The sequence below is a fragment of the Bacillus sp. CGMCC 1.16607 genome (genome assembly GCF_042683745.1).
In the GTDB taxonomy this organism is placed as follows: Bacteria; Bacillota; Bacilli; order Bacillales; family Cytobacillaceae; genus Pseudoneobacillus.
The window spans coordinates 151722-173683 of record NZ_JBHUJX010000025.1; the positions used below are offsets into that span (position 1 = coordinate 151722).

Annotated in this window: 26 protein-coding genes and 1 pseudogene; 8 read left to right on the forward strand and 19 right to left on the reverse strand. The window is 34.2% G+C overall.

The window, feature by feature from the left end; all coding sequences use genetic code 11:
- Positions 1–138 precede the first annotated feature (138 nt).
- The 7 genes from dapF to ACFSO7_RS17100 form a co-directional block, all read right to left on the reverse strand.
- A complete protein-coding gene (gene dapF, locus ACFSO7_RS17070; protein ID WP_377878545.1) occupies positions 139–1128 on the reverse strand; it encodes a diaminopimelate epimerase in 990 nt (329 codons plus the stop codon).
- Positions 1129–1257: 129 nt separating this feature from the next.
- Positions 1258–2502, reverse strand: a complete 1245-nt coding sequence (locus ACFSO7_RS17075; protein ID WP_377879458.1) for an EAL and HDOD domain-containing protein — start codon at positions 2500–2502, stop codon at positions 1258–1260.
- A gap of 177 nt (positions 2503–2679) precedes the next feature.
- Positions 2680–3420, reverse strand: a complete 741-nt coding sequence (locus tag ACFSO7_RS17080) for a hypothetical protein (protein ID WP_377878546.1) — start codon at positions 3418–3420, stop codon at positions 2680–2682.
- A 107-nt stretch (positions 3421–3527) separates the two neighbouring features.
- Positions 3528–4307, reverse strand: coding sequence for an ABC transporter permease (locus ACFSO7_RS17085; RefSeq protein WP_377878547.1), 780 nt, complete (start codon positions 4305–4307; stop codon positions 3528–3530).
- Complete coding sequence (locus tag ACFSO7_RS17090; protein ID WP_377878548.1) at positions 4304–5212, reverse strand: ABC transporter ATP-binding protein; 909 nt, start codon at positions 5210–5212, stop codon at positions 4304–4306. Before ACFSO7_RS17090 ends, ACFSO7_RS17085 begins: the two co-directional genes overlap by 4 nt.
- The gene (locus ACFSO7_RS17095; protein ID WP_377878550.1) at positions 5212–5412 is read right to left on the reverse strand and encodes a PLD nuclease N-terminal domain-containing protein; all 201 of its coding nucleotides are present in this window, start codon (positions 5410–5412) and stop codon (positions 5212–5214) included. The genes ACFSO7_RS17090 and ACFSO7_RS17095 overlap by 1 nt, the downstream gene beginning before the upstream one ends.
- A gap of 111 nt (positions 5413–5523) precedes the next feature.
- On the reverse strand, positions 5524–5847 hold the full coding sequence (locus ACFSO7_RS17100) for a DUF4870 domain-containing protein (protein ID WP_377878551.1): 324 nt from the start codon (positions 5845–5847) through the stop codon (positions 5524–5526).
- 197 nt (positions 5848–6044) lie between these two features.
- Between ACFSO7_RS17100 and ACFSO7_RS17105 the strand changes: the two genes are divergently transcribed.
- Entirely contained in the window at positions 6045–6824 is a 780-nt protein-coding gene (locus ACFSO7_RS17105; RefSeq protein ID WP_377879459.1) for an undecaprenyl-diphosphate phosphatase, read from the forward strand.
- Between the two features lie 246 nt (positions 6825–7070).
- On the opposite strand, the pseudogene ACFSO7_RS17110 reads toward ACFSO7_RS17105, so the two are convergent.
- Positions 7071–7388 (reverse strand): annotated as a pseudogene (locus tag ACFSO7_RS17110) (transposase); the annotation flags it as partial.
- Positions 7389–7760: 372 nt separating this feature from the next.
- On the opposite strand from ACFSO7_RS17110, the gene ACFSO7_RS17115 reads away from it, so the two are divergent.
- A complete protein-coding gene (locus ACFSO7_RS17115; protein ID WP_377878552.1) occupies positions 7761–8888 on the forward strand; it encodes an amidohydrolase in 1128 nt (375 codons plus the stop codon).
- A 290-nt stretch (positions 8889–9178) separates the two neighbouring features.
- Positions 9179–9739: a GNAT family N-acetyltransferase gene (locus tag ACFSO7_RS17120; protein ID WP_377878553.1), complete on the forward strand. Its 561-nt coding sequence runs from the start codon at positions 9179–9181 to the stop codon at positions 9737–9739.
- Positions 9740–9796: 57 nt separating this feature from the next.
- On the opposite strand, the gene ACFSO7_RS17125 is transcribed toward ACFSO7_RS17120, so the two are convergent.
- Together ACFSO7_RS17125 and ACFSO7_RS17130 are read right to left on the reverse strand one after the other, a co-directional pair.
- A complete protein-coding gene (locus ACFSO7_RS17125) occupies positions 9797–9955 on the reverse strand; it encodes a hypothetical protein (RefSeq protein WP_377878555.1) in 159 nt (52 codons plus the stop codon).
- A gap of 263 nt (positions 9956–10218) precedes the next feature.
- Positions 10219–10365: a DUF2639 domain-containing protein gene (locus ACFSO7_RS17130; protein WP_377878556.1), complete on the reverse strand. Its 147-nt coding sequence runs from the start codon at positions 10363–10365 to the stop codon at positions 10219–10221.
- Between the two features lie 138 nt (positions 10366–10503).
- Here ACFSO7_RS17130 and ACFSO7_RS17135 point away from each other — a divergent pair, with 138 nt between their 5' ends.
- Positions 10504–11871 (forward strand): MATE family efflux transporter, encoded by a 1368-nt coding sequence (locus ACFSO7_RS17135; protein ID WP_377878557.1) that lies wholly within the window; start codon positions 10504–10506, stop codon positions 11869–11871.
- 36 nt (positions 11872–11907) lie between these two features.
- On the opposite strand, the gene ACFSO7_RS17140 is transcribed toward ACFSO7_RS17135, so the two are convergent.
- Positions 11908–13227, reverse strand: a complete 1320-nt coding sequence (locus ACFSO7_RS17140; protein WP_377878558.1) for a TrkH family potassium uptake protein — start codon at positions 13225–13227, stop codon at positions 11908–11910.
- A gap of 176 nt (positions 13228–13403) precedes the next feature.
- On the opposite strand from ACFSO7_RS17140, the gene ACFSO7_RS17145 reads away from it, so the two are divergent.
- The gene (locus ACFSO7_RS17145) at positions 13404–13889 is read left to right on the forward strand and encodes an Hsp20/alpha crystallin family protein (protein ID WP_377878559.1); all 486 of its coding nucleotides are present in this window, start codon (positions 13404–13406) and stop codon (positions 13887–13889) included.
- A gap of 40 nt (positions 13890–13929) precedes the next feature.
- Here the strand turns inward: ACFSO7_RS17145 and ACFSO7_RS17150 are convergent, their stop codons facing one another.
- A complete protein-coding gene (locus ACFSO7_RS17150; RefSeq protein WP_377878560.1) occupies positions 13930–14193 on the reverse strand; it encodes a hypothetical protein in 264 nt (87 codons plus the stop codon).
- A gap of 85 nt (positions 14194–14278) precedes the next feature.
- Here ACFSO7_RS17150 and ACFSO7_RS17155 point away from each other — a divergent pair, with 85 nt between their 5' ends.
- The gene (locus tag ACFSO7_RS17155; protein WP_377878561.1) at positions 14279–14524 is read left to right on the forward strand and encodes a DNA alkylation repair protein; all 246 of its coding nucleotides are present in this window, start codon (positions 14279–14281) and stop codon (positions 14522–14524) included.
- Positions 14525–14557: 33 nt separating this feature from the next.
- Here the strand turns inward: ACFSO7_RS17155 and ACFSO7_RS17160 are convergent, their stop codons facing one another.
- From ACFSO7_RS17160 to deoD, 6 genes are all read right to left on the reverse strand, one after another.
- Entirely contained in the window at positions 14558–15385 is an 828-nt protein-coding gene (locus ACFSO7_RS17160; protein WP_377878562.1) for a hypothetical protein, read from the reverse strand.
- Between the two features lie 63 nt (positions 15386–15448).
- On the reverse strand, positions 15449–16363 hold the full coding sequence (locus ACFSO7_RS17165; RefSeq protein WP_377878563.1) for a CobW family GTP-binding protein: 915 nt from the start codon (positions 16361–16363) through the stop codon (positions 15449–15451).
- Between the two features lie 126 nt (positions 16364–16489).
- Positions 16490–17302, reverse strand: a complete 813-nt coding sequence (locus tag ACFSO7_RS17170; RefSeq protein ID WP_377878564.1) for an LCP family protein — start codon at positions 17300–17302, stop codon at positions 16490–16492.
- Positions 17303–17406: 104 nt separating this feature from the next.
- Complete coding sequence (locus tag ACFSO7_RS17175) at positions 17407–18909, reverse strand: lmo1851 family serine protease (protein ID WP_377878565.1); 1503 nt, start codon at positions 18907–18909, stop codon at positions 17407–17409.
- Positions 18910–19081: 172 nt separating this feature from the next.
- The gene (locus tag ACFSO7_RS17180; RefSeq protein ID WP_377878566.1) at positions 19082–19978 is read right to left on the reverse strand and encodes a M15 family metallopeptidase; all 897 of its coding nucleotides are present in this window, start codon (positions 19976–19978) and stop codon (positions 19082–19084) included.
- 366 nt (positions 19979–20344) lie between these two features.
- Complete coding sequence (gene deoD, locus ACFSO7_RS17185) at positions 20345–21046, reverse strand: purine-nucleoside phosphorylase (RefSeq protein ID WP_377878567.1); 702 nt, start codon at positions 21044–21046, stop codon at positions 20345–20347.
- 144 nt (positions 21047–21190) lie between these two features.
- On the opposite strand from deoD, the gene ACFSO7_RS17190 reads away from it, so the two are divergent.
- Together ACFSO7_RS17190 and ACFSO7_RS17195 are read left to right on the forward strand one after the other, a co-directional pair.
- On the forward strand, positions 21191–21316 hold the full coding sequence (locus ACFSO7_RS17190) for a hypothetical protein (RefSeq protein ID WP_377878568.1): 126 nt from the start codon (positions 21191–21193) through the stop codon (positions 21314–21316).
- Positions 21317–21328: 12 nt separating this feature from the next.
- Entirely contained in the window at positions 21329–21454 is a 126-nt protein-coding gene (locus ACFSO7_RS17195) for a hypothetical protein (RefSeq protein ID WP_377878569.1), read from the forward strand.
- A gap of 136 nt (positions 21455–21590) precedes the next feature.
- Here ACFSO7_RS17195 and ACFSO7_RS17200 read toward each other — a convergent pair whose 3' ends face one another.
- The gene (locus ACFSO7_RS17200) at positions 21591–21899 is read right to left on the reverse strand and encodes a YodL domain-containing protein (protein WP_377878570.1); all 309 of its coding nucleotides are present in this window, start codon (positions 21897–21899) and stop codon (positions 21591–21593) included.
- Positions 21900–21962 lie beyond the last annotated feature (63 nt).

Below are 21962 nucleotides of genomic sequence, written 5' to 3' on the forward strand. Positions count from 1 at the left end.
GGAGGCTCAGCGAGCGCCCCCCGGAAAGCAAGCACCTGGAGCGGAAATCAACGATTTCACCTTCAAATCCTATCAAAAATGACAAAAGACATCGAGAGTACGTACTCAATGCCTTTTGTCGACAATCTGAAAGGTCAACTATTGTTGACCTTTATTAAAGCCGTTTAAAAAATCTCTAGCAAATTGCTGTAATTGTTTATAATTTTCATTTTCTCCTGCAAATTCATTTTTATCTGTAATATGAATTGTTTTCATACCATCAATCTGAACATTTGCTTTAAAAACGTAAGTCGCATTTCCAATCAAATCAATTTGGAAAGACTGTCCATTTTTATGTACGACACAATTAACCATACCACCATCATTATAAACATGAATTTTTTCTTCTACATGATTAAAATCCAATAAACAAGTGACTAAACTTGAAGCAGACATCGCAGTCCCACATGCATTCGTAAAGCCGACTCCTCTTTCGAATGTACGAACATAAATATGACCCTTTTCTAACGATTTTACGAAACTAACATTAACTCCATCGGGAAATAAATCATTCGGGCCATTTACATATTCACTCATTTCTTTTTGGAAATCATATTGTTCATCTAGATCATCTACTATTGAAATGAGATGAGGATTTGGAACAGCGACAGCTGTAAATGTTAATTCATTCGATAGAGCTTCAATTTTATCATTGATAAGCGTTTCTTTCGAAATATTCAAAGGTAAGTCTTCAAGTTGAAATGAAACTGGTGAGATTTCTACTTGATAGGTAGGAACATTAGGAAAAATATCTTCCTGCTTTTTGACAAAAAGATTCGCTTTCATTGTTTCAATAATTGCCTTATCCACTTCTAAATGTTCACAAACATAGCGGGCAACACAACGTAAACCATTCCCACACATGGAGGCTTCCGAACCGTCAGAGTTAAATACTCTCATTCTTGCATCAGCACTCTTGCTACTCATCGTAAACAGGATTCCGTCTGCCCCAATACCATTTTCACGATCACACAGAAAGATGGCAAGGTCTCTTCTCACTTCTTCTGAAAATGAATATTGATTTGTCATTTCATCTATTAAAAGAAAATCATTACTTGATCCATGTACCTTCAATATTTCAATCTGCAATGCGATTACCCTCCAAAACAAAAATTGTATCTCTAGATTGACATAATTTATTATATTAATCAATAAACAAATGGTTTCGAACAGGTTAACTTGAATAAATAATTTCAAATCAAAAACCTGCCTATTTTGTTAGACAGGTTTTTGTTGTGCATCTGAACTTAAAACGTCTTTTGACCATGACATTGCTTCTGTGTACATTTGAAACACATCAGACTCATTTAAGTGTAAACTTTGGCAAAGGGTTGAAACCTCTAACCAGTTTGCTTTTTCAACAGCAATTGATAAATCTAAAACGATTTTCAATAAATTATTTTGTCCTTTTAATGCACCACATATTTGATCATCTAATGGGAGATCCTTCAAAATTTTGTCCATTGGTATTTTTAATAAAGTATCCATAAGCGAGAACATTCCAGTAATAAAAAACTCTGAAGTAGTAGAAGACTTTTTTATTTCTGTTGCTATTCTTTCAGACAATTTTGCTCTTGTTAAACATAGTCCAACAATTTCCTTTGAAATAGCCTTTTTAGTGCCAGCCGCATCCCTGACAGCTAATACATAGATCCATTTTTGAATTTCAATCAATCCTAATAATACAATCGCTTGTCTAATTGAATTAATTTTTTGTCGTGGTCTAAATGCAGGTGAATTGATTAATTTGAGCAGCTTATAGGAAAGAGATAGGTCATTTTCAATTAACTGTGTAATCGTTTCAATACTAGGCTCTGAAGCTGTAAGTGATTGGATTACTTTAAAATAGGAATGAAAATAGGTCGGAATATCATGTGTTGAAATGATAACCGGTTTGGCAAAAAAATAACCTTGGTAATAATCGTAGCCTTTTAGTTTAGCTTCTTCAAAAACTTGATAGGTCTCGACTTTTTCTGCTAATAATTTCAATTTTAACATTTTGGCAACGCTTTCAATATTTTTTCTCATCTCTACAGTCGTATTTAAGAAATCGACTTTAATAATGTCTACTAAAGATAATAGTTGAAATGATAATTCATTATGACCATTAAATACATAATCGTCTAATGCTATTTTATAACCTAGGCTTTTCAATTCCTTACAAATTTCAATCATTTCTATAGTTGGCTCTACTGTTTCTAATATTTCGACAATTATTTCTCGTGGACGAAAATAGGTTGGAAGTTTTAGAAACAATAATTTCTCAGTAAAATTAATGAAACATGGTTTCCCATTCGATAATTCATCAATTCCGATATTTAAAAAACTATTTATAATGACTTCGGCTGTTGCTTCTTCTCCGTTTATCTCTGGAAATTGATTATTTTGATTATTCCGATACAATAGTTCATAGGCAAACACCTCTTCACGGTCAGTAAATATCGGTTGTCTGGCAACAAACACTTCCAATTTCTAACCCACCCCTATAACCACTGAAAGGCTGAAAGTATTTTCCTCCCAGAGGCAATTTCTTAGTTTATATATTAAAATAAGTTTTGTGCAATATTTGCCGAAAAATGTCATCTACATTAAATTTCATTCAAAATTTCGACGATATTCTAAATAATAAATAAAAACATGTTAAAAATATCTTTTCACTATTGCAGAAAAACAGAGAAGTTTCTCATTTTCTGGAAGATTCGAACTTAACGTTAACATTGGCGTATTAGGATTTAGAAAAAGTTTTTGGCTTTCCAAAGGCATCCAACCTTTTTGAATACGAAAAATACTTCTACCATTTTCATTTATAATCCTGTCATCCGTAAAGATCATTTTCTTTTTTAATACTCCTATTATTATGCCAGATAATCCTAGTAATTCGCCATTTTCGGAAGAAAAACTACCAATATATCCATTCTCAGATTGATATACGTCAATGACCCCATCCTTAATAAAATATGAAGCTAGTACCTTTTCACTTTCATCTACTAAAATGATTTCTGATGGGAAAAATTGATTGCTAAACGGTTTCATTTTTTTCTTCATAAATTTTGCTAATACTACACCCGATGCATGAAATAACAATAACTCCTTTGCCTCTTGATCTTTGTATAGGAAAAATCGGAGATCAGAAATAAAATCATTTTTTTTGAATGTCATTTTCTCTAATCTTTTCCCCACTTTCAAATATCTTTTATAGCTTAACAGAAAACTTTGAAACAAATAGATGCTATAAATAAGAAATGGTATGATGAGTAAAATAATCGATTTATTTAAGGAAGTTAAAATGAAAACTATCAAAATGATTGCTGGAATGAGCACGATTATACTGGAATTAATGAATAAATGAGCTTGTTTCAAGTACGTTTTTTGAATATCCATATACTTCTCCTTTTATTATAGATATATTATTCTATTAATTTTTCAGGAGATTCATGATTAAAAACATAGAAAAAAGAGCAACACTTGATTGCTCTTTGATATATCCATTATACGGCTAGTTCATTTTTCCGGAAAATAATGACACTCGAAATAAGCAAGATAATGATTAATAGAAAAGTTAAAATTAAGGAAGGCACTGTATTTTCAGGTAAACCACTGATTACTAAAGATTGACCCGAATAATTCATTAATTGAGCAGGACTCCACGATAACCATTTTGATAAGGTACTGCTTAAAGTTTTCAAAATGATGATGGTTGCTAACGTTAGAAACGCCACTAAACCAGGTAACTTTAAGATTGAATTATAAAAAATAGAAAGCGAAATCACTAATGACAGCCAGCTTCCATAAATGAAAAAGGCAACAATAAAATCGGAAAATGGAACAAACTCAAATAATACCCCAATATAATACCAAGCTGCAATAGACCCAACAAAATAGGAAACCCACATAATAAAAAGGGTAGAAAGCCATTTTGATGTAACAAAGGAAAAATAGGATACCGGTTTCACCAAAATCATCGCGGCTACTCCGCTCTTACGCTCTCCTGCAATCACTCCCATTGAAGCAAGAACTAAAATAAGTGTGCCTAATAAATCAAACTGAGCAAAACTCATCGTAAGTACTTCCGGTGCTGACGGAGTTGGAAGCTCAATTACAGCGCCCTCCGGCAAATCACCGACTGAATTGAGTATTTGTGGTAAAAAATGCTGTGTTAACGGATCCATCACACCTAATAAGATAAAGGTAATAGGCATCCAAATCCATTTAAAATTTCGCCAAGACTCAAGTATTTCTTTTTGAAATAAGACGCTAAACTGGCTCATTTTTGCACGACCTCCATAAACAAATCCTCCAAGGTAAGTCTACTAATCTCAAACTTTGTTAGTGGCCAATCATGAACGGATGCGAGATGAAAAATAACTTTTTTTGCTTCCTCTAGATTCGTGACCAACAAACTTACCCGATTTCCATCTGTATTCATTGATATAAATATACTATTTTCATTTAATTGACTAATATATTTTTCAGGTAATTCTTTAAACTCAAGATCAATCATCGATTTCTGATGTCTATTCTTTAAATCATCCAGTGTCCCTGATTCGACGATGAGCCCATTATGTAAAAATAATATTTCATCACATACTTCTTCAGCATCATTTAATATATGAGTGGAAAATAATATGGTCATTTGTTTCTTTAACTTTTCAAGAAGTTCAAGAACTTCTCTTCTTCCAAATGGGTCTAATGCGGAAACTGGCTCATCCAGCATCAGTAATTGGGGTTGGTGAATTATTGCTTGAGCGATTCCTAATCTTTGGCGCATACCCCCTGAGTATTTTCCCACTTTTCGGTTTTTAGCATCAATGATACCCACTAATTCTAATAGTTCTAGGGATCTTGTTTTAGCTTCTTTATTGGAAAGCCCCCCCAATTTCCCTACATATTCCAAGAACTCTAAGCCCGTCATCCAATCGTAAAATACAGGGTACTGAGATAAGTATCCAATATACTTCCGAATGTCATCATTAATTGGTTTGTTTTGGAAATTAATTGTACCAGTGCTTGGCTTCATCAATCCAGAAAGCATTCTTAGTGTGGTTGTTTTCCCAGCCCCATTGGGACCTAAGAGGGCAATACATTTGCCCTCCTCAAGATTGAAATCCAAGCCTTTAATAATCTCTAATCCTTGAAAGCTTTTTTTCAATCCATTCACTTGTACAATGGACATTAGTTATTTCTCCTTCCAATTACAAAATACAAAATCGGACCTAAAATATTTATAAATAAAATGATCAATACCCACATCCATTTTGGCCCATTTGTTTTCTCAATCCGAACTAAATCAATAATTGAAACTAATAATAAAATAAATTGTATAGCGAAAATCGGAGCGAAAATCGCCCAAGGTATGTTTTCGATGATTTCCATAATTCATTCCTCCATTTTTCAAATTACAAATATGTGACGTTTATCCTATCCAAATCGTTCAAATTTTTTTCAAAAAAAAAATCTCCTCATCAAAAAGGAGATCCATGAACATTATTTTATGATGCGAAAAATGAGTGGTATGCGGTATTCCTGTCCTTCATAGGCTTTAATTGCACCGATAATGGTAAAAACAAATCCTGCAATTCCAACTACCCAAATCGTTATAAAACCAATTAAGACAATCATTAATACCACGCTAATAATCGAATAAACCGTATAAGAAATGATAAAGTTCAAATATTCTTTACCGTGATAATTAACTAATGCTGATTCATCTTTCTTTAATAACCAAATCACTAAAGGTCCAATAATCGTCGTAAAAAAACTACTTACATAAATAGCTGCTGCTAATAGACGCTCATCATTATTAGGCATATGTCTCCTCCTCTCAGTAAAAAATTTTTCCTACTATACCAATATTACGCTAAATAAAATGAAAAGTTTCATTTATTTCATTATTTTGTGTTATCAAATTAGATGAACCTGACAAAATTGGTCTTGTTTCTCGGTTATTGAATACATATTTAATTAGACAAGTAGTCGAGTTTATTTTCGAGGGTGATGCAATCATGATGTCAAAACTTGAAGCATTTATATTAGGTATTATACAGGGGCTTACAGAATTTATCCCCATTTCAAGTACAGGTCATTTATTTTTAGGACGGACTTTATTTGGATTAAAAGAAGCTGGACTATTTCTCGATACGATGCTTCATATTGGAACCTTAATTGCTGTCCTAGTCATATATAAAGATGAATTGCTTACTATCATAAAAAAACCTTTCGGAAAGCTTAGTTTACTATTAATCTTAGGAACTGTACCAGCAGTCATCGTTGGGTTATTATTTAGTCATTTATTCGAGGCTATTTCTAAATCAGGAATTACCTTGGGCTGGGAGTTTCTCTTTACAGGATTTATTTTATGGATGGCTGAGAGTGTAAAAAAGGGAAGAAAGAAAATGGAAGATTTACGTTATTTCGATGCTTTATTCATCGGTAGTTTTCAAGCATTGGCTATTTTTCCAGCTGTATCAAGATCTGGATTAACAATTGCAGCAGGTTTATTTCGAAAGCTGGACAGAGAAACAGCTGCTTATTTTTCTTTTTTATTATCCATCCCAGCCATTGCAGGTGGTATCGTCATTGAATTTGGTGATATTTTGAGTGGTAAAGTGGAAGCTGTGACGTTTAGTAGCTTATTAATCGCTACCATCTCATCTGCTTTATTCGGATATTTTGCTGTAGTCTGGATGCTTCAATTCCTTAAACAAAAATCATTAAAAATATTTGCCTATTATGTTTGGGCTCTTGGATTTTCCATATTAGCTCTGCAGTTTCTTAAAATCATTTAATTCTTTTCCATTTTAACGCACCTAAATAAGTGCGTCAGATTGTCGGCAAAAGGCATCGAGAGGACTCCCTCTCGGTGTCTTTTGTCCTTTCTGGATGGAATTATGGCTAAAATACGTTGATTTCCGCTCCAGGTGCTTGCTTTCCGGGGGGGGCGTGCGCCGAGCCTCCTCCTCGCTGATCGCTCGTGCGGGGTCTCGCCTGTCACGCTACTCCCCCAGGAGTCAAGCACCTTCCGCTCCAATCAACTAATTTGACTCCCACTCAAGCAGGTTGCAAGTCCAATTTGCTATTTTCTTCAAATTCATGGCAGTAAAAGTAAGCATCGCCTGCATAGACAATTTTTTAAGACCTCATAAGGTTGTCCATCGCATACCATATTTCTCTTTCGCATCAGCAAAGATACGTTCAATCATCTCCTTGCGTTTTGCGTATATTTGTTTAATTTCATCATTATGACGTAGATGTTCGGCCTCTTCTAAGTAAACTTCCCAAATATGACGTTGTATAAGCTTTTGGAGGTATTTACTTTCCGTACACTGAGATAGAAACGGACATCCTTCACAAAACCTCTTAAATATTTTCGGTTATCTAGTTGATTGGAGCGAAGGGCGACGACTCCTGCGGGAAATAGTGTGAGCCTTGAGACCCCGCAAGGAGCAAAGCGACTGAGGAGGCTAAAAGCTCACACCCCGCGGAAAGCGTTCGCCCGTAGCGGAAATCAACGGTTTTTGAGTATGAACTTATTTTAATAGAAAAAAACTGTAGACAAACTCGAAATTCTTCGAGTTTGTCTACAGTCTGAACGCACCTAAATAGGTGCGTTTTTCCTTTTTTACTAATAAATATTTTCAGAAAATATTAGCTTCTCTTAAACCCAATTGATAAAATAAGTAAATATATAAAAAACATTAACTATTATCAAGAAAGGTAAGATTATGACTAAAATTCTTTTGAAAAATGCTAAAATTTACCCAATTACTTCTAAAATGATTGAAAACGGAGACGTGCTTATTCAGGACGGAAAAATAGCTGCTATTGGTGAAGGGTTGACACCTGATGAGGATACTCAAGTGATTGAATGTAGAAATGAATATTTAATACCTGGATTTATTGATGTCCATACACACTTAGGGTTGTATGACGAAGGAACCGGTTGGGCTGGGAATGATGCAAATGAGACGACTGAAGCACTCAGTCCTCATGTACGTGCCATCGATGGAGTCTACCCCCTTGACCCAGCTTTTGGTGATGCATTACAATTCGGAATTACAACTGCACATATTATGCCAGGAAGTGCCAATATAATTGGCGGGACCACATCTGTTATTAAAACAGCTGGTCGAAATATTAAAAATATGATTATTCAAGAAACGGCAGGACTAAAAATTGCCTTAGGCGAAAATCCGAAACGGATTCATAGTCATGGAAATAATGAATCACTGACAAGAATGGGGATTATGGGACTACTTCGCGAAGCATTCTACGGAGCTATCCATACGGATAATCCGGATAATATAAGAATCGCACCTATTGTGAAAGCATTAAAAAGGGAAATTCCAGTAAGAATCCATGCCCATCGTGCAGATGATATTATTACAGCCGTACGTTTTGCGGAAGAATTTAATTTAGATTTTAGAATCGAACATTGTACAGAAGGTCATTTAGTCGCAGATGAATTATCCGGAATGGGGCTAAAAGTTTCTGTCGGTCCAACTTTAACGAGAAGATCAAAAGTTGAACTGAAAAATAAAACTTGGCGCACGTATCAAGAATTAACTAGACATGGGATTGAGGTTTCGATTACAACTGATCATCCTTATACACCCATTCAGTATTTAAATGTTTGTGCTGCCATTGCTGTTAGAGAAGGACTTTCTGAAGTAAAAGCGCTTGAAGGATTAACGATATTACCTGCTAGAAATCTTCGAATTGAGGATAGACTTGGAAGTATAGAAATCGGGAAAGATGCAGATTTAGTTCTCTGGTCTCACCACCCTTTTCATTTTCTCGCTAAAACAAAATGGACGATGATGGGTGGAGAAATCGTATACCAATCGGTGTAAAAAATTTGTAATAATTTGACGCAAAAAATATATAGAATAACTATTTCTTTTTACATTTTTTTTTAGTATTATACGTAAAGTGAGTAATATTTATCGAATGAATTGTTTTCATAAAATAACATTACAATCAAATGATCTAGGGAAGGCAAATGGTGCGCCACCAGGTATACTGGTTCTAGTGGGTTCGATTCCCACCCCGAAATTTTTTAGCAATACAAAAAATTTCGAGGGTGGGCCTGTCTCTTTGGCATGGGATAAGTCTGGACTACCCTTAATTGGAGGGGAACAACATGCTCAAGAAACGTGATTTATTTGAATGCCACGAACTATTCGACTTAATGTCGCATCCAGAAGTCTTCCCTTTTGTACGTCAAAAGGCAAATTCATATGATGAATTTCTTTTTTTGTCGAAACAAACAATTGAAGCTGAAGAACGTGGTGAATTAATTTCGCGAACAATTCTTGATGAATGGGGCACTCCAATTGGGACAATTAATTTGTTTGACATTGCTGATAATGCCGGCTTCCTAGGCACTTGGCTCGGAAAACCGTACCACGGAAAAGGCTATAATCAGCTAGCAAAGGATGCTTTCTTTCAAGAGCTTTTTTATGAACTAGGTATTGAAACGATTTACATGCGTATTCGTAAAATCAATATCCGTTCCCTGAAAGCGGCTGAAAAACTACCATACGTTATGAAAGCAAATGATTCACGTCAATCAATTTATGACCAATTGAATGTCGATGGCGAAATTTACGATCTATACGAAATTTCAAAGGATTTATATACATTATATGTGCTTAGAAACGGCTTACCACAAACTGATTCCGCACAATTATTAGAAGCATAATAGAAAATTTTCAAATTGGAAAGCGACCTGATTTTACATTCAGGTCGCTATTTTTTATCAATCGATTAAACCTTGTTCAAGTGAATCCTCTAATTCGATGACGCCCATTTGTAGCATGAGATCTTCCACTTCTTCATTTGTTAATGTTTCAAATCGTCCATCGTGATAGAAGACTTGCGTTTGATTTGGATTGATTCGATTTAATCTAAAATGCATAGAAATCGCCCCTTCACCTTTTTATTTCTATTTTCCACATAAATGATCTATTTCATTCTTCTTTATCAAATTGTTCATAAAATTGAAATAACCAATGCGCAAGAGCCTTGATTAGCCTCGATAAGCAAATGGCACTGGAGCTGGAAGTGGACAAAACAAGTTAAGAATCGATTCCCATCCGAGTAATTTACATTTTTCTATAAACAAAAAAACCATGAAAATATTCAAGGTTTTCTTGTTTACATAATATTATTATCGTTAAATTATTTTTTTATGAATTGTTGCTCATAAATTTTCCTGATGATATATGTTTTATATAGCTCTATTTTTCGATGTTCGACAGGATGTTTACTTACACCAAGTTTTTTTAATTCCTTTACATACCATCCTTTTGATCCAAAATAAGCCATAGTTCATCCTCCTTAAGTGCTTGTCCATACACTTTATGCGGAGAATGAACAAAAGATACCGCATGTTTTCCTATTTTCTATTTAATATCTATGGTATAATTCATTTCATTATTTATTTGAAACGATGAGGAAAAGATTATGAATCAAACAAACAGTATGAAAGAAAAAATTATACAACTCTTACACATATTATTTCCATTATTAATTACTCAGCTTACGATGTATTCGATGAATTTCTTTGATACAACGATGTCTGGGCATTTTAGTCGCCAAGATCTTGCTGGTGTCGCGATTGGTTCCTCATTATGGGTTCCAGTTTTTACAGGTTTAAGTGGGATTTTATTAGCCGTTACACCAATAGTTGCTCAACTTGTTGGTGCAAAAAAACAACAGGATGCCGCTTATTCTTTTCTACAAGGAATTTATTTATCCATAATAATGGCCATTATTGTTTTTATTCTAGGATCCTTTGTATTAGAACCAATTTTAAATAAAATGAGCTTAGAAGCAAAAGTAGAAAAAGTCGCTCATGGCTACTTAGTCGCATTATCTGTGGGAATCATTCCACTATTTATTTACAATGTTGCTAGATCATTTATAGATGCACTTGGGAAAACTCGGGTTTCGATGGTCATAACCTTAATTTCTTTACCAGTAAATATTCTATTTAATTACTTGCTTATTTTCGGTAAATTTGGATTTCCAAAGCTCGGAGGCGTAGGTGCAGGTTATGCATCTGCGATTACTTACTGGCTGATTACCATCATTGCTCTTATTATCATAGGAAAACAGAAACCTTTTTCTGATTTCCGTATTTTTCATCAATTTCACCCGATTTCCCTAAAGAAATGGTCTGAAATATTAAAAATTGGTGTTCCGATTGGATTTGCCATTTTTTTTGAAACAAGTATTTTTGCGGCAGTGACTCTTTTAATGAGTACCTTTGATACGGTCACCATTGCTTCCCATCAAAGTGCGTTAAATTTCGCCTCCTTTTTATATATGTTTCCTCTTAGCATTTCGATGGCTTTAACAATAGTTGTTGGATTTGAAGTCGGAGCGAAACGAATGAAGGATGCTAAAATTTATAGTTGGCTCGGTGTTTCAATTGCCATTGTCATCTCCATTTTATCTGGATTAGTACTATTACTTCTTCGCACAGAAATTGCAGGGTTATATACTGTAGATCCTGAAGTGTTACAATTAACTACTCAATTTTTATTATTTGCTTTATTTTTTCAGCTTTCCGATGCCATTGCAGCACCTATTCAGGGAGCGCTTAGAGGATATAAGGATGTCAATATTACTTTTATTATGTCACTCATCTCCTATTGGATTATTGGACTACCTGTTGGGTACTACCTTGCAAATTATACCGATATGGGAGCATTTGGCTATTGGGTAGGACTCATTGCTGGGCTTGCAGTCGGTGCCGTTTGCTTATCTACGAGACTAATTCAAATACAAAAGACTAAATTTATCGCTGTTTCTAATGAAAAAAACTGACCTTTTTTTAAGGCCAGTTTTTTTCATTTCCCATCATCAACCTGTTAAGATCTCTTCATCTGGATATTTAAATTTTGTTTTGTGTGGTTTAGCCATTAAATACGCTAATGTTAATGGACCAATTTTTCCAACGAACATGGTTATGATGATGACAAGTTTGCCAAAAAAGCTTAAGGATGCGGTTATCCCCAACGATAATCCTACTGTTCCAAAAGCTGATACTACCTCAAAAAGCAAGGTCAAAAATGGCAACGTTTCAATAATATTTAAAATAAATAACGAGACAACGACCGTTACTACACTTGTCATCGCAATCGCTAACACACGGGCAATATAATTGGAAGGAATATTCTTTCGAAAAAGCCTAATATCTTCCCTTCCTCGAATGAAAGAAATCGTTGAAAGACAGATAACCAAAAAGGTAGTTAATTTAATCCCACCACCGGTTGAGGCACTTCCAGCACCAATAAACATTAATATAATAATTAGAAATATCGTTGATTCATTTAAATTAGCCAAGTCTATTGTATTGAAACCAGCCGTTCTCGGTGAAACGGCTTGAAAATAAGAAGTCCAAAGCTTATCAAATAGAGGTAAATTTCCAATTGTTTTTGGATTCGTATACTCTAAAATAAAAACAAAAAACATGGCGATTACATTAATTCCTAATGTCCCCAAAATCATCATCTTACTATGTAAACTTAATTTAGAGAATGTCCCCTTGTCTTTTAAATCTACAAGAACAGTAAATCCGATTCCGCCAAGAATAAATAAGAAACTAATTACAATATTAATGATTGGATCACCTGCGTAACGAATCAAATTATCTGGCCATAATGCGAACCCTGCATTGTTAAAAGCAGAAATGGAATGAAATAAACTATAAAACAAACCTTTTTTTAGACCTAATTCTGGAACCCATCTCAATGCTAGAAATAACATTGCAATTAACTCGATTGAAAGAGAGAAGATAAATAGATTTCTTACTAATTTGATAACTCCACCAATATTCACTTGATTTAATGCTTGTTGAAGAATAAGTCTTTGCTTTATTCCAATTTTTTTACCTAACATAATAAAGATTAAGACAGCAAACGACATGATTCCCAATCCACCTAATTGAACTAATACCATAATGACCACTTGCCCAAATAAGGTAAAAGTAGTGCCGGGATCTACAGTTGCTAAGCCTGTTACTGTCATAGCTGATACTGATATAAATAACGCATCAATCCAACTTATATCCTTTGTGGTAGAAACAGGGAATTTCAGAAAAATAGTTCCAATTATAATAAAAAAGAGAAATACAAGCGTTAAAAGCTGAGATGGAGTTAATTTAATCGTTTTATTATACATACGTATACCTCTTCTTTTTGGAATTCAAAATCCGTATCATGTTCTAATATTAAGAATTCTAGTTTTTTTTTGCAATTCATTTCGATAAAATTTTCCGTTGAAATTTAATGAACAGGCAAGATTTTTATTGCATAGGATAATATTGCATAGATGGCTCACTTGAAAGGATGAATCAGATGTTCCCTTGGAATTTTTCCCCTTTTAATAAAAAAATGAATAATCAAATGGGCCAAATTGATCAAAATGAAATAGAAAAATTTGTGCAAAACATGATGGGTCAAATGATGCCGAACAACCTTCAAAATATGATGAAATCTCAAGACTGGATGAAAACAATGAATCCACAACAAAATGAAGGAGAAGTTCGAAAAACATCGGATCAAATACTTCCCTACTCAGTTTTTGAAACACATAATCATGTCTATATTCGGATTCCAATTAAACAGGAATCATGGTTAAAACAAATGAAACTCTATCATACATCAAACCAATTAATCGTTGAGCATGTACCGGATGAAAATGAAAAAATAAATATCACACTGCCTACACTCGTGCGAAAAAAAGGTACAACTGCATCATATAAAGATGGCATTCTTGAAATTAAAATCCCGAAAGCAATTGATATGCAATATACAGAAATTGAGATAAATGACTCATTATAGTGATATATAATACATGAAAAAGCAGCCTGAGGCTGCTTTTTCATCTTTCCATTAACTCATTATGTAGTTGAATTAATTTGAGTTTTGATTCATCAGAAATAGGAGAGTCTAACAATCTTCTTGTAGCTAAATAATATTTTTCAAATTTGCTTCGTCTTATTCTTGGATGTGAATTTTCGTCGTTTAATTCACGATTTATTGCTTCTAAAAGAATCGTTTTACTATCTTTCTCATCTGACAATAAGAGACGATTATTCCATATTTTTCGATATTCAATAAGTAATTGATCATATTGCTGACTCAAAATTAACCCTCTTTTCAATTCATACATAAATTCAAGATACTTTACTAAAAATAAAGGAAAATCATACAAAGTGAGGGAATATTTTATGACTGCACCCTATTGTTGTCCAAATTGTAAAACAAATCGAAGCCGATTTAATCTGATTATACAAGAAGCACATTCGGTTAAAATCGACCCCCGAACTGGCGATGTTATCCAAGAGTATACGAGTGAAAACTTAGAACCATTTCATATCCCATACCGAGGTCCATCCTACAAAGTTCAATGTGGTTCTTGTGGGCTAATTGAGGATGAATTGACATTTGTAAAGTTTGGAGAACGCAATGTTTAGACAAGCGAAAACACCTCTTTAACCTGAGGTGTTTTACTTTTGCAAAAAAGGATTTCCTTTCAAAAATTGAAAGCTATCGACTTTCCATGCTCCAATTGGTGTGAAGCGAACTAAGTGAACTTCCCCTTTGAAGGATCTACTTCCTATACCGTTAATTGACCAATCGACTTCAATTGGGACTGAAAGATATAATTCAGTCGTTAAATCTTCAGGCGGAAGCATGTAAACACGACTTATTCGAACGTTTTCTACCTTTGAAATGATTGGTTTCCATTTCATTTTTTGCAGAGAAGTGAGATTCAAAATAACCTTATCCTGTTGTTTAAATCCAGCAATATAGGAATTGACAAGCTCGTATGGATCGGCTGAAGCTAGATGATCATCCAATTTCCCTGCTGCCTTAAGCACCATAAGCTTATGGGATAGGTCCATTTCATTCGTTCGATGTGTAGTACTTCCAAAGAAATGGATACAAAAATGTCCTGGGAAGTTATTTTTTAATGCACCACCACCATGAGGCATTCCATGCATTGAAGCCGCTATCCATTTGTCATTATGTATAACAATGATTGACCTGCGTTTCCAACTCCATTTGCCACTGTATATTTTTTTCATAACCTGCGTGTCTTTGCTAGTAAGTGGCTGCACGTCTGCATGGTTACTTCCAGCACGTCTTTGGACCTTAAAGCTTAACCCTGTTTCGGTATCCATGACAGTGAATTTACTATACTTTGGTAAGAATTGATTAGCCTCTTCCCATGGCATGATTTCAATTGACAAGCCAATATCCTCATTAGTGCTTGCTAGCTGACCCACAGTCAAGAAAGAGAAAACAAAATAAATAATAGAAAAAAGTTTCATTTTTTGATCACTCAACTTTTGTCCTTAATTTTTTTTATTTTTCTCCTATCTTAGTCAAAACATTCAACATTCCAACTCATTAAGTTTATTTTCAATTTCAGTCCAATTCATTTTTTCTCCAATAAAAACTAAATTTAACGGGTAATTCATATCCTCTTTCATATAAATCGGCATGCCATAAGAATATTGAAATAAATATGGATAATCCCCTTCGCTAAATTTAATATACCCCTTCATTCGGTAAATCGTATCTGGCAGGGACCGCAAAAACAATTCAAATTGATCTAAATCTACAGCCTTTTTAAAAGAGTACACAAATGTACTGAATTGCAAATCCGATTTCACATTTGCTTTTTTGGTATCTTTTTTAGTAAACATGGTGAGCATCCGTAATTGATCACTTGACACATTAGCATAGGAAGTTAAAATACAATTCGCGTTTTGATTTATTCCTTGAACTTCAAATGTTAGTTTAGCTTGCTCAGCATCCGATAAGGTATCTGTTTTGTTTATAATGATAAGATCAGCGTGCTTTACTTGCTCTAGTAATAATTGTTGCAATTGTGGAGATAAGGAGTGGCGGGTAAGCCATCTAGCACCATCCATCATAGTAATAATTCCTTTTACTTGCAATTGATTGGCAAAGTAAGGAGATAGGATGGCATCTAATACCTCAACAGGATGTGCAGCACCCGTGGTTTCAATATAGATGACATCAGGTTTTTCATTATATAGTAGTGATTGTATTTGAGCCTCTAATTTATCTTGAATAGAACAACAAATACACCCACCTAATAGTTCTTTTAAGGCAACGTCTTCTTCTACAATATTAGAATCAATGGAAACACTCCCCAACTCATTCATCATTACGGCTACTTTTCGATTATTCTTCTTTTCATCCTCTAACAATCTTTTCAGTAATGTCGATTTTCCACTTCCTAAAAATCCTGATAATATATATATTTCCGATTTCGTCATTTATTGGACTCCCTTTAACTAATCTTTCGCTAAAATTGTATAGGAATCCACTTACTTAATCAATCTTAACTGAAAAAATAATTTAGGTGAGCGAGGCATCCCATTAATAATTGAGAACCTTTTATTCTAAAAACTATACCATTCAGAAGGAAGGGTATCAGAAACTTTTTGTTCCCCTTTATTTGGTATATCTAATGTTTGCACATCCTTTATAGGATTCTTCATTACTTTTACACCAAGTGTGATTAGATCTGTAAACGATAAATCAGTGAATAGATACTTATCCGAATCTGATATTAATGTAAATATAGACATAACGATCTCAGGCTTTGTAAATTGAGAGTAAAAGGCTTGTATCACGATTTGATGTAGTTCATCCTTATAATTCGGATTTTGTTTTAATATTTTCATCGTTTTAATAAATTCATCTGAATCCACAAAATACATATCTGAGCTATCATTTATATGTAAATCCTTTTTCATATTTGCTGTTAATTGTAAAGGCATTCCTTTTGGGAAAATTTTTGAATACATAACAGAGAATCCTTGCTTTTCTACTGCAACAATATTATTTATAGAAATACCTAAACAACGTTCTAAATTATTTTTCAAATAATCGTTTTTAGTTAATCTATTTGTTCCTGAAATTTTTTCATCGAAGCATTGTGCGATATTTTCTTCCGTTAATGAAGCAACTTCAATTGTTTGTGCCTTACTATCCATAATAGAAACAACTGCTTTTTTTACTTTTTCATTTTCTAATGTAACAAAAAGCATATGATGTTCCCCATTATCAACCGGTATTCCTTCAAAAATAGCTGTACCATTTACTTCATCCACTAAAGGCGGATGATCCTTTTGACTAACATCCTTTTGAGGGGCGTTTAAATTACTCGCAATAAAACCTCCCACTAAAAGAACAAGAACTAACTTTTTCATTTCATCACTCCAAAAATGATCTATTATTCATTTTGGAAAAAAGTGATAGCTAATATACATTGATAATAAAAAGAACTGTCCGAAAAAAGACAGTTCTTTTTGTATTATTTTAATTGTTGCTTTAATACTTCAACAGCCTTCTGAAGCTGTGGATCATTTTTCACCAATGTATCACGGACATTTTCAATCAATTTAATTGTTGAGTCACCTTTTAGAATCCCATTAGCTTCCAAATTATTATCTTTTTGAAACTTTATTACTGCAACCTTCATTTGTTCATCAAAAAAGCTATCCATTTTACCAGGATTATATCCTATCGCTTTTAGCATTTGCTCAGCTGAATTCACATCTGAAGACGATATGGATAAAGTTAACTCTTTTTCAGGATCAATAAATGGTAAATTGGCATATTCAGGTAAGGAAACATTATAATCTGGTTCGATTCCTTTTTGATGAATCCAATTTCCGTTCGGCGTTAACCATTTAGCTGTTGTATATTTCATATTCGATCCGTCTGGCAAGTCTTGTGCGTTTTGAACGGTACCTTTACCGAATGACTTTTCCCCAACAAGTGGTACATTGGCCGATTCTTTTACTGCCGCAGCAAGTATTTCGGATGCACTCGCACTACCTTTATCAATGATTACAACTAATGGAAAATCAAGCTTATCACCTTTATGAAGGGATTTATATTCTTCCACATTTCCATTTCGATCTTCTACTTTAAATAATACTTTTCCTTCTGGTACAAACAAGCTAGAAATTTGAACAGCCTGCTTTAGTAATCCACCTGGATTCTGCCTCAGATCTAAGACTAGCCCTTTCATTCCTTGTTTTTGAAGGTCGTTCAAAGTTTCAACTAGCTCTTTTGATGTATTTTCCGAAAAACTAGTTATCGCGACTTTAGCTACTCGATCATCAACCATTTCACCATAAACAGTTTGCAAAGGAATCGTATCACGAATAAGTGGAACTTTCATTGGCTCTTCATTTCCTGGGCGTTGAATGGTAAGTTCAACCTTTGTACCTTTTTTTCCACGAATAAGTAAAACAGCTTCGGTTGAACTCATTCCTTGAATACTTTTCCCATCCACAGATAAGATAATGTCATTTGGCTTTAAGCCTGCTTTTTCAGCAGGTGACCCTTTAATTGGTGAGACAATTGAAATATGTCCTTCTTTTTCTTGAATTTCAGCTCCGATACCTTCAAAAGAGGAAGAAATACTATTATGAAAGCCTTCTGCTTCCTCGACATTCATATAATCTGAATAAGGATCATCCAGTGCTTCTAACATACCATTAATGGCTCCATTGACAATTTTGTCTTCATCCAATTGTTTATAATAATTTTCTTTTAACAAATCATAAGCAGAAAATAACTTGTTAAATTCGTCTCTTTCTATCGTTCCTACATCAACTGCTTTCTCCTCACCAAAAGCTAAAACAAATGTTGTAATACCAGCACTCAAAAAGATAATAAAAAAGATTAGCATAATAAAATAAAATCTTTTCATTTTCACGAAACCTGCGCTACTGACTGGCACATCATGTTCATGATGCTCTTGCTTATCTTGAGATTCCTGTTTCTCTAATTTCTCATCTTCCAAATATCCCACCACTTTCAACAAACAAAACTAAAAGACAAAATGTCCTTACATTTTAGGATAACATTTTTCACCCTAAAATAAAAAAGAAAAATGAAAAAGAAAAAAACACCATTTACTTTAACACATTAAAGCACCGGGGGACTGACCCCCAGTGCTTTAACGCGTTAAATTATTATATTTTTTTGACGTTGTTAAAGTATTCTTCAAGGGTCCATTGATTTTCGTATATATCTTCGGATGCTTCCGTGCCTACATATCGAAAATGCCATGGTTCATATTGATAGCCGGTGATAGATTCTTTTCCTTTAGGATATCTTAATATAAAACCAAATCGGTGGGCATTTTCTGCAAGCCACTTCCCTTCCGGTGTATTTCCAAAGTTTTCAGTAAGAAGCATTTCTTCTCTTTTACTAGATATATCCATTGATAGTCCCGTTTGATGTTCACTTTGACCTGGGTAAGCAACTGCTTCCATTGCCTTTTCTTTCCCTACCTTTTTTACTTCCGCTTTAAATAACATGTCTTGATAGGCATATGAACGGTATCCAGAGACCGCAAAAAGTTCGATCCCATTATTCTTTGCGTCAGCAAACATAGCTTCTAATGCCACTGCTGCTTTCTTTCTAAGCATACTCTTTTCAAGCTTTTGGTCACCAAATGAGAAAGTGACTGCTGGACGCATTAAATCATTTGGTAAAAAAGTGTTTGGGAGTCCAAATTGTTTATTGACTAATGCCATCGTATTTTCAGGGTTTTGAATAATATTCAAACCATTCACTTCTTTAATTTGATTAAAAAAGATTCCCTCTAATGTGATTTCATTTTCCATTTCTTCTTCAACAGAAGTTACTGGCTCTTTATTCGAATTCGTTTCTGTAGGGTCACTTGCTTGTTTCGAATTAGAATCTTCTTCCTTTAGTTCAGCAGAATGATGTTCATCCTCTTTTACATATTTCCCTTCCTTCTCTGCGCTAAAAAAAGGAATTTTATCAATATATGAATCCAACCTAGTACAACCTGATGAAAGGAGTAAAATAGTTGTAGTACTAAATAACATTAATTTCTTCATGTCTTCCACCTGTCTCTTTAAAAAAATAAGAAAGTATAACATTTTCGGACTTCGAAAATTGTCCAGCGCAAGCGTCCTAGCCCCGACGTACAGGATGTACTAGTGTCGACAATGCGACCGGACGCCCGAGCTCTTGTCGACCTCGAGGTCAAATGTTCGCCAGCCAAAAAGTCAAAGAACGACTTTCCGGCTAGCGAAGCATTTGCTTGTCGGGGCTGTCTAAGGCGCCCCGCGCTTTTCTTAATCATTCTACCCATAATTGCAATATAACTATTTTAACACTATTCGTCAAAGAGTCTATGGTCTTAATTATTATTTTAGAAAAGAAAAAAGTAAGCTTTTTGTAAGCTTACCTTTTCATTTTTATTATTTAGTTGCTGCTTCAAGAGCTACTTCAATCATATCATTGAAAGTTAATTGACGTTCTTCTGATGTTGTTTCTTCTCCAGTAAGAATATGGTCACTTACCGTTAAAACAGAAAGTGCTTGACGACCAAATTTGGCTGCCATTGTATATAATGCAGTTGTCTCCATTTCTAAAGCAAGAATTCCGTGTTGAGCCCATTTCTCTAAATCAGCACTATCATTGTAGAATAAATCTGCCGTAAATACATTACCTACTTTTAAATTTAAACCTTTTTGTAAACCAATATCATAAGCATTTTTTAATAATTCAAAGTTAGCAGTTGGAGCGAAATCAATACCACCAAATGTTAATCTGTTTATTTGTGAATCAGTGGACGAACTCATAGCTAAAATGACATCTCTTACTTTTACATCCTTTTGAATTGCTCCACAAGTACCAACACGGATTAACTTTTGTACATTGTAACTTTGCATTAATTCAGTAATATAGATTGAAATGGATGGAATTCCCATACCTGTACCTTGAACAGAAATGCGTTTTCCTTTATATGTACCTGTAAAACCAAACATATTCCTTACTTCGTTATAGCATTGTGCATCCTCTAGAAACGTTTCAGCAATATATTTTGCACGGAGTGGGTCTCCTGGTAATAATACCGTGTCTGCGATTTCATTTTCTTTTGCTCCTATATGAATACTCATTTAAAATCCTCCATTCAAATTAATAGTTGTCAGACTTCCTACAAATCCAATATAACATAATCATTCACATCAAAAAACTACTTAAGCATTTTTTTATCTTTAAAGGAAATGCTAATTTTAGATTATCCAAAGGAGGGATACTACATGCCTAATCAAAAAATGAGTAAAAAACTTCAACAAGCAGTCCAGCATGCAAATGAGACGAACCCAACATCGCGCTCTAACGGTCAACCCCCTACAAATAGAGATAAAATGAAAAACCCTAAGTAAGGAGGAATCTTGATGGGTAAGAAACATCGAAATCGTGTGAATCAACCGAAAAAGAACAATCATATCCCTGCAGAAGCGATAGTTGCTGAACATGAAGCTCATGCAAAAGAAAATAGCGCTACAGGACGGAAAAGATAAAGTAAACTCGCCGATTGGCAAGCCTTTAGGCGAAGACAGAGGGGTAGTTGCAGTTATGCGTTCAGATTTTATGGATATAAATTCTGATTAGCTAAACGATATAAATCCCAAAGTGATATATCACTTTGGGATTTATTTATCTTACCAGAATCCGACTAATTTTCGTCCATCCACCTGTTTGTAATTGATAATAGTGCTTTCCTTGCCAACCATCATCAATTAGAATGATGTCTCCTGTTCGTATATAAGTCCCTTCATAATCTGGTGGCATCAGATCTGCTACATTAAATAATCGAAAAGCATGATCAAGACAATCTCGATGGTTATTACCACTTAAAGTTGTCCGATACACAGCTTTATAACCTTTTTGCTGCAAAAATTGCGGTGACTGAAAGATCGTTACATCATAAGAATGATTGATTAATTTAAGCTTAATCTTTAACAATTTATACCACCCCTATTTGTAATTATTTAATTACTTAAGTTAGAGGTAGAGCTTGTCGATTCC

Excerpts from the sequence above, each read along its gene's own strand:
- ACFSO7_RS17080 (WP_377878546.1), bottom strand. The coding sequence starts at position 3,420 with ATGGATATTCAAAAAACGTACTTGAAACAAGCTCATTTATTCATTAAT.
- ACFSO7_RS17145 (WP_377878559.1), top strand. The coding sequence starts at position 13,404 with ATGTTCCCTTGGAATTTTTCCCCTTTTAATAAAAAAATGAATAATCAA.
- ACFSO7_RS17140 (WP_377878558.1), bottom strand. The coding sequence starts at position 13,227 with ATGTATAATAAAACGATTAAATTAACTCCATCTCAGCTTTTAACGCTT.
- ACFSO7_RS17170 (WP_377878564.1), bottom strand. The coding sequence starts at position 17,302 with ATGAAAAAGTTAGTTCTTGTTCTTTTAGTGGGAGGTTTTATTGCGAGT.
- ACFSO7_RS17090 (WP_377878548.1), bottom strand. The coding sequence starts at position 5,212 with ATGTCCATTGTACAAGTGAATGGATTGAAAAAAAGCTTTCAAGGATTA.
- ACFSO7_RS17160 (WP_377878562.1), bottom strand. The coding sequence starts at position 15,385 with ATGAAACTTTTTTCTATTATTTATTTTGTTTTCTCTTTCTTGACTGTG.
- deoD (WP_377878567.1), bottom strand. The coding sequence starts at position 21,046 with ATGAGTATTCATATAGGAGCAAAAGAAAATGAAATCGCAGACACGGTA.
- ACFSO7_RS17105 (WP_377879459.1), top strand. The coding sequence starts at position 6,045 with ATGTCAAAACTTGAAGCATTTATATTAGGTATTATACAGGGGCTTACA.
- ACFSO7_RS17135 (WP_377878557.1), top strand. The coding sequence starts at position 10,504 with ATGAATCAAACAAACAGTATGAAAGAAAAAATTATACAACTCTTACAC.
- ACFSO7_RS17120 (WP_377878553.1), top strand. The coding sequence starts at position 9,179 with ATGCTCAAGAAACGTGATTTATTTGAATGCCACGAACTATTCGACTTA.
- ACFSO7_RS17130 (WP_377878556.1), bottom strand. The coding sequence starts at position 10,365 with ATGGCTTATTTTGGATCAAAAGGATGGTATGTAAAGGAATTAAAAAAA.
- ACFSO7_RS17165 (WP_377878563.1), bottom strand. The coding sequence starts at position 16,363 with ATGACGAAATCGGAAATATATATATTATCAGGATTTTTAGGAAGTGGA.
- ACFSO7_RS17085 (WP_377878547.1), bottom strand. The coding sequence starts at position 4,307 with ATGAGCCAGTTTAGCGTCTTATTTCAAAAAGAAATACTTGAGTCTTGG.
- ACFSO7_RS17155 (WP_377878561.1), top strand. The coding sequence starts at position 14,279 with ATGACTGCACCCTATTGTTGTCCAAATTGTAAAACAAATCGAAGCCGA.
- ACFSO7_RS17195 (WP_377878569.1), top strand. The coding sequence starts at position 21,329 with ATGGGTAAGAAACATCGAAATCGTGTGAATCAACCGAAAAAGAACAAT.
- ACFSO7_RS17100 (WP_377878551.1), bottom strand. The coding sequence starts at position 5,847 with ATGCCTAATAATGATGAGCGTCTATTAGCAGCAGCTATTTATGTAAGT.
- ACFSO7_RS17190 (WP_377878568.1), top strand. The coding sequence starts at position 21,191 with ATGCCTAATCAAAAAATGAGTAAAAAACTTCAACAAGCAGTCCAGCAT.
- ACFSO7_RS17095 (WP_377878550.1), bottom strand. The coding sequence starts at position 5,412 with ATGGAAATCATCGAAAACATACCTTGGGCGATTTTCGCTCCGATTTTC.
- ACFSO7_RS17115 (WP_377878552.1), top strand. The coding sequence starts at position 7,761 with ATGACTAAAATTCTTTTGAAAAATGCTAAAATTTACCCAATTACTTCT.
- ACFSO7_RS17125 (WP_377878555.1), bottom strand. The coding sequence starts at position 9,955 with ATGCATTTTAGATTAAATCGAATCAATCCAAATCAAACGCAAGTCTTC.
- ACFSO7_RS17180 (WP_377878566.1), bottom strand. The coding sequence starts at position 19,978 with ATGAAGAAATTAATGTTATTTAGTACTACAACTATTTTACTCCTTTCA.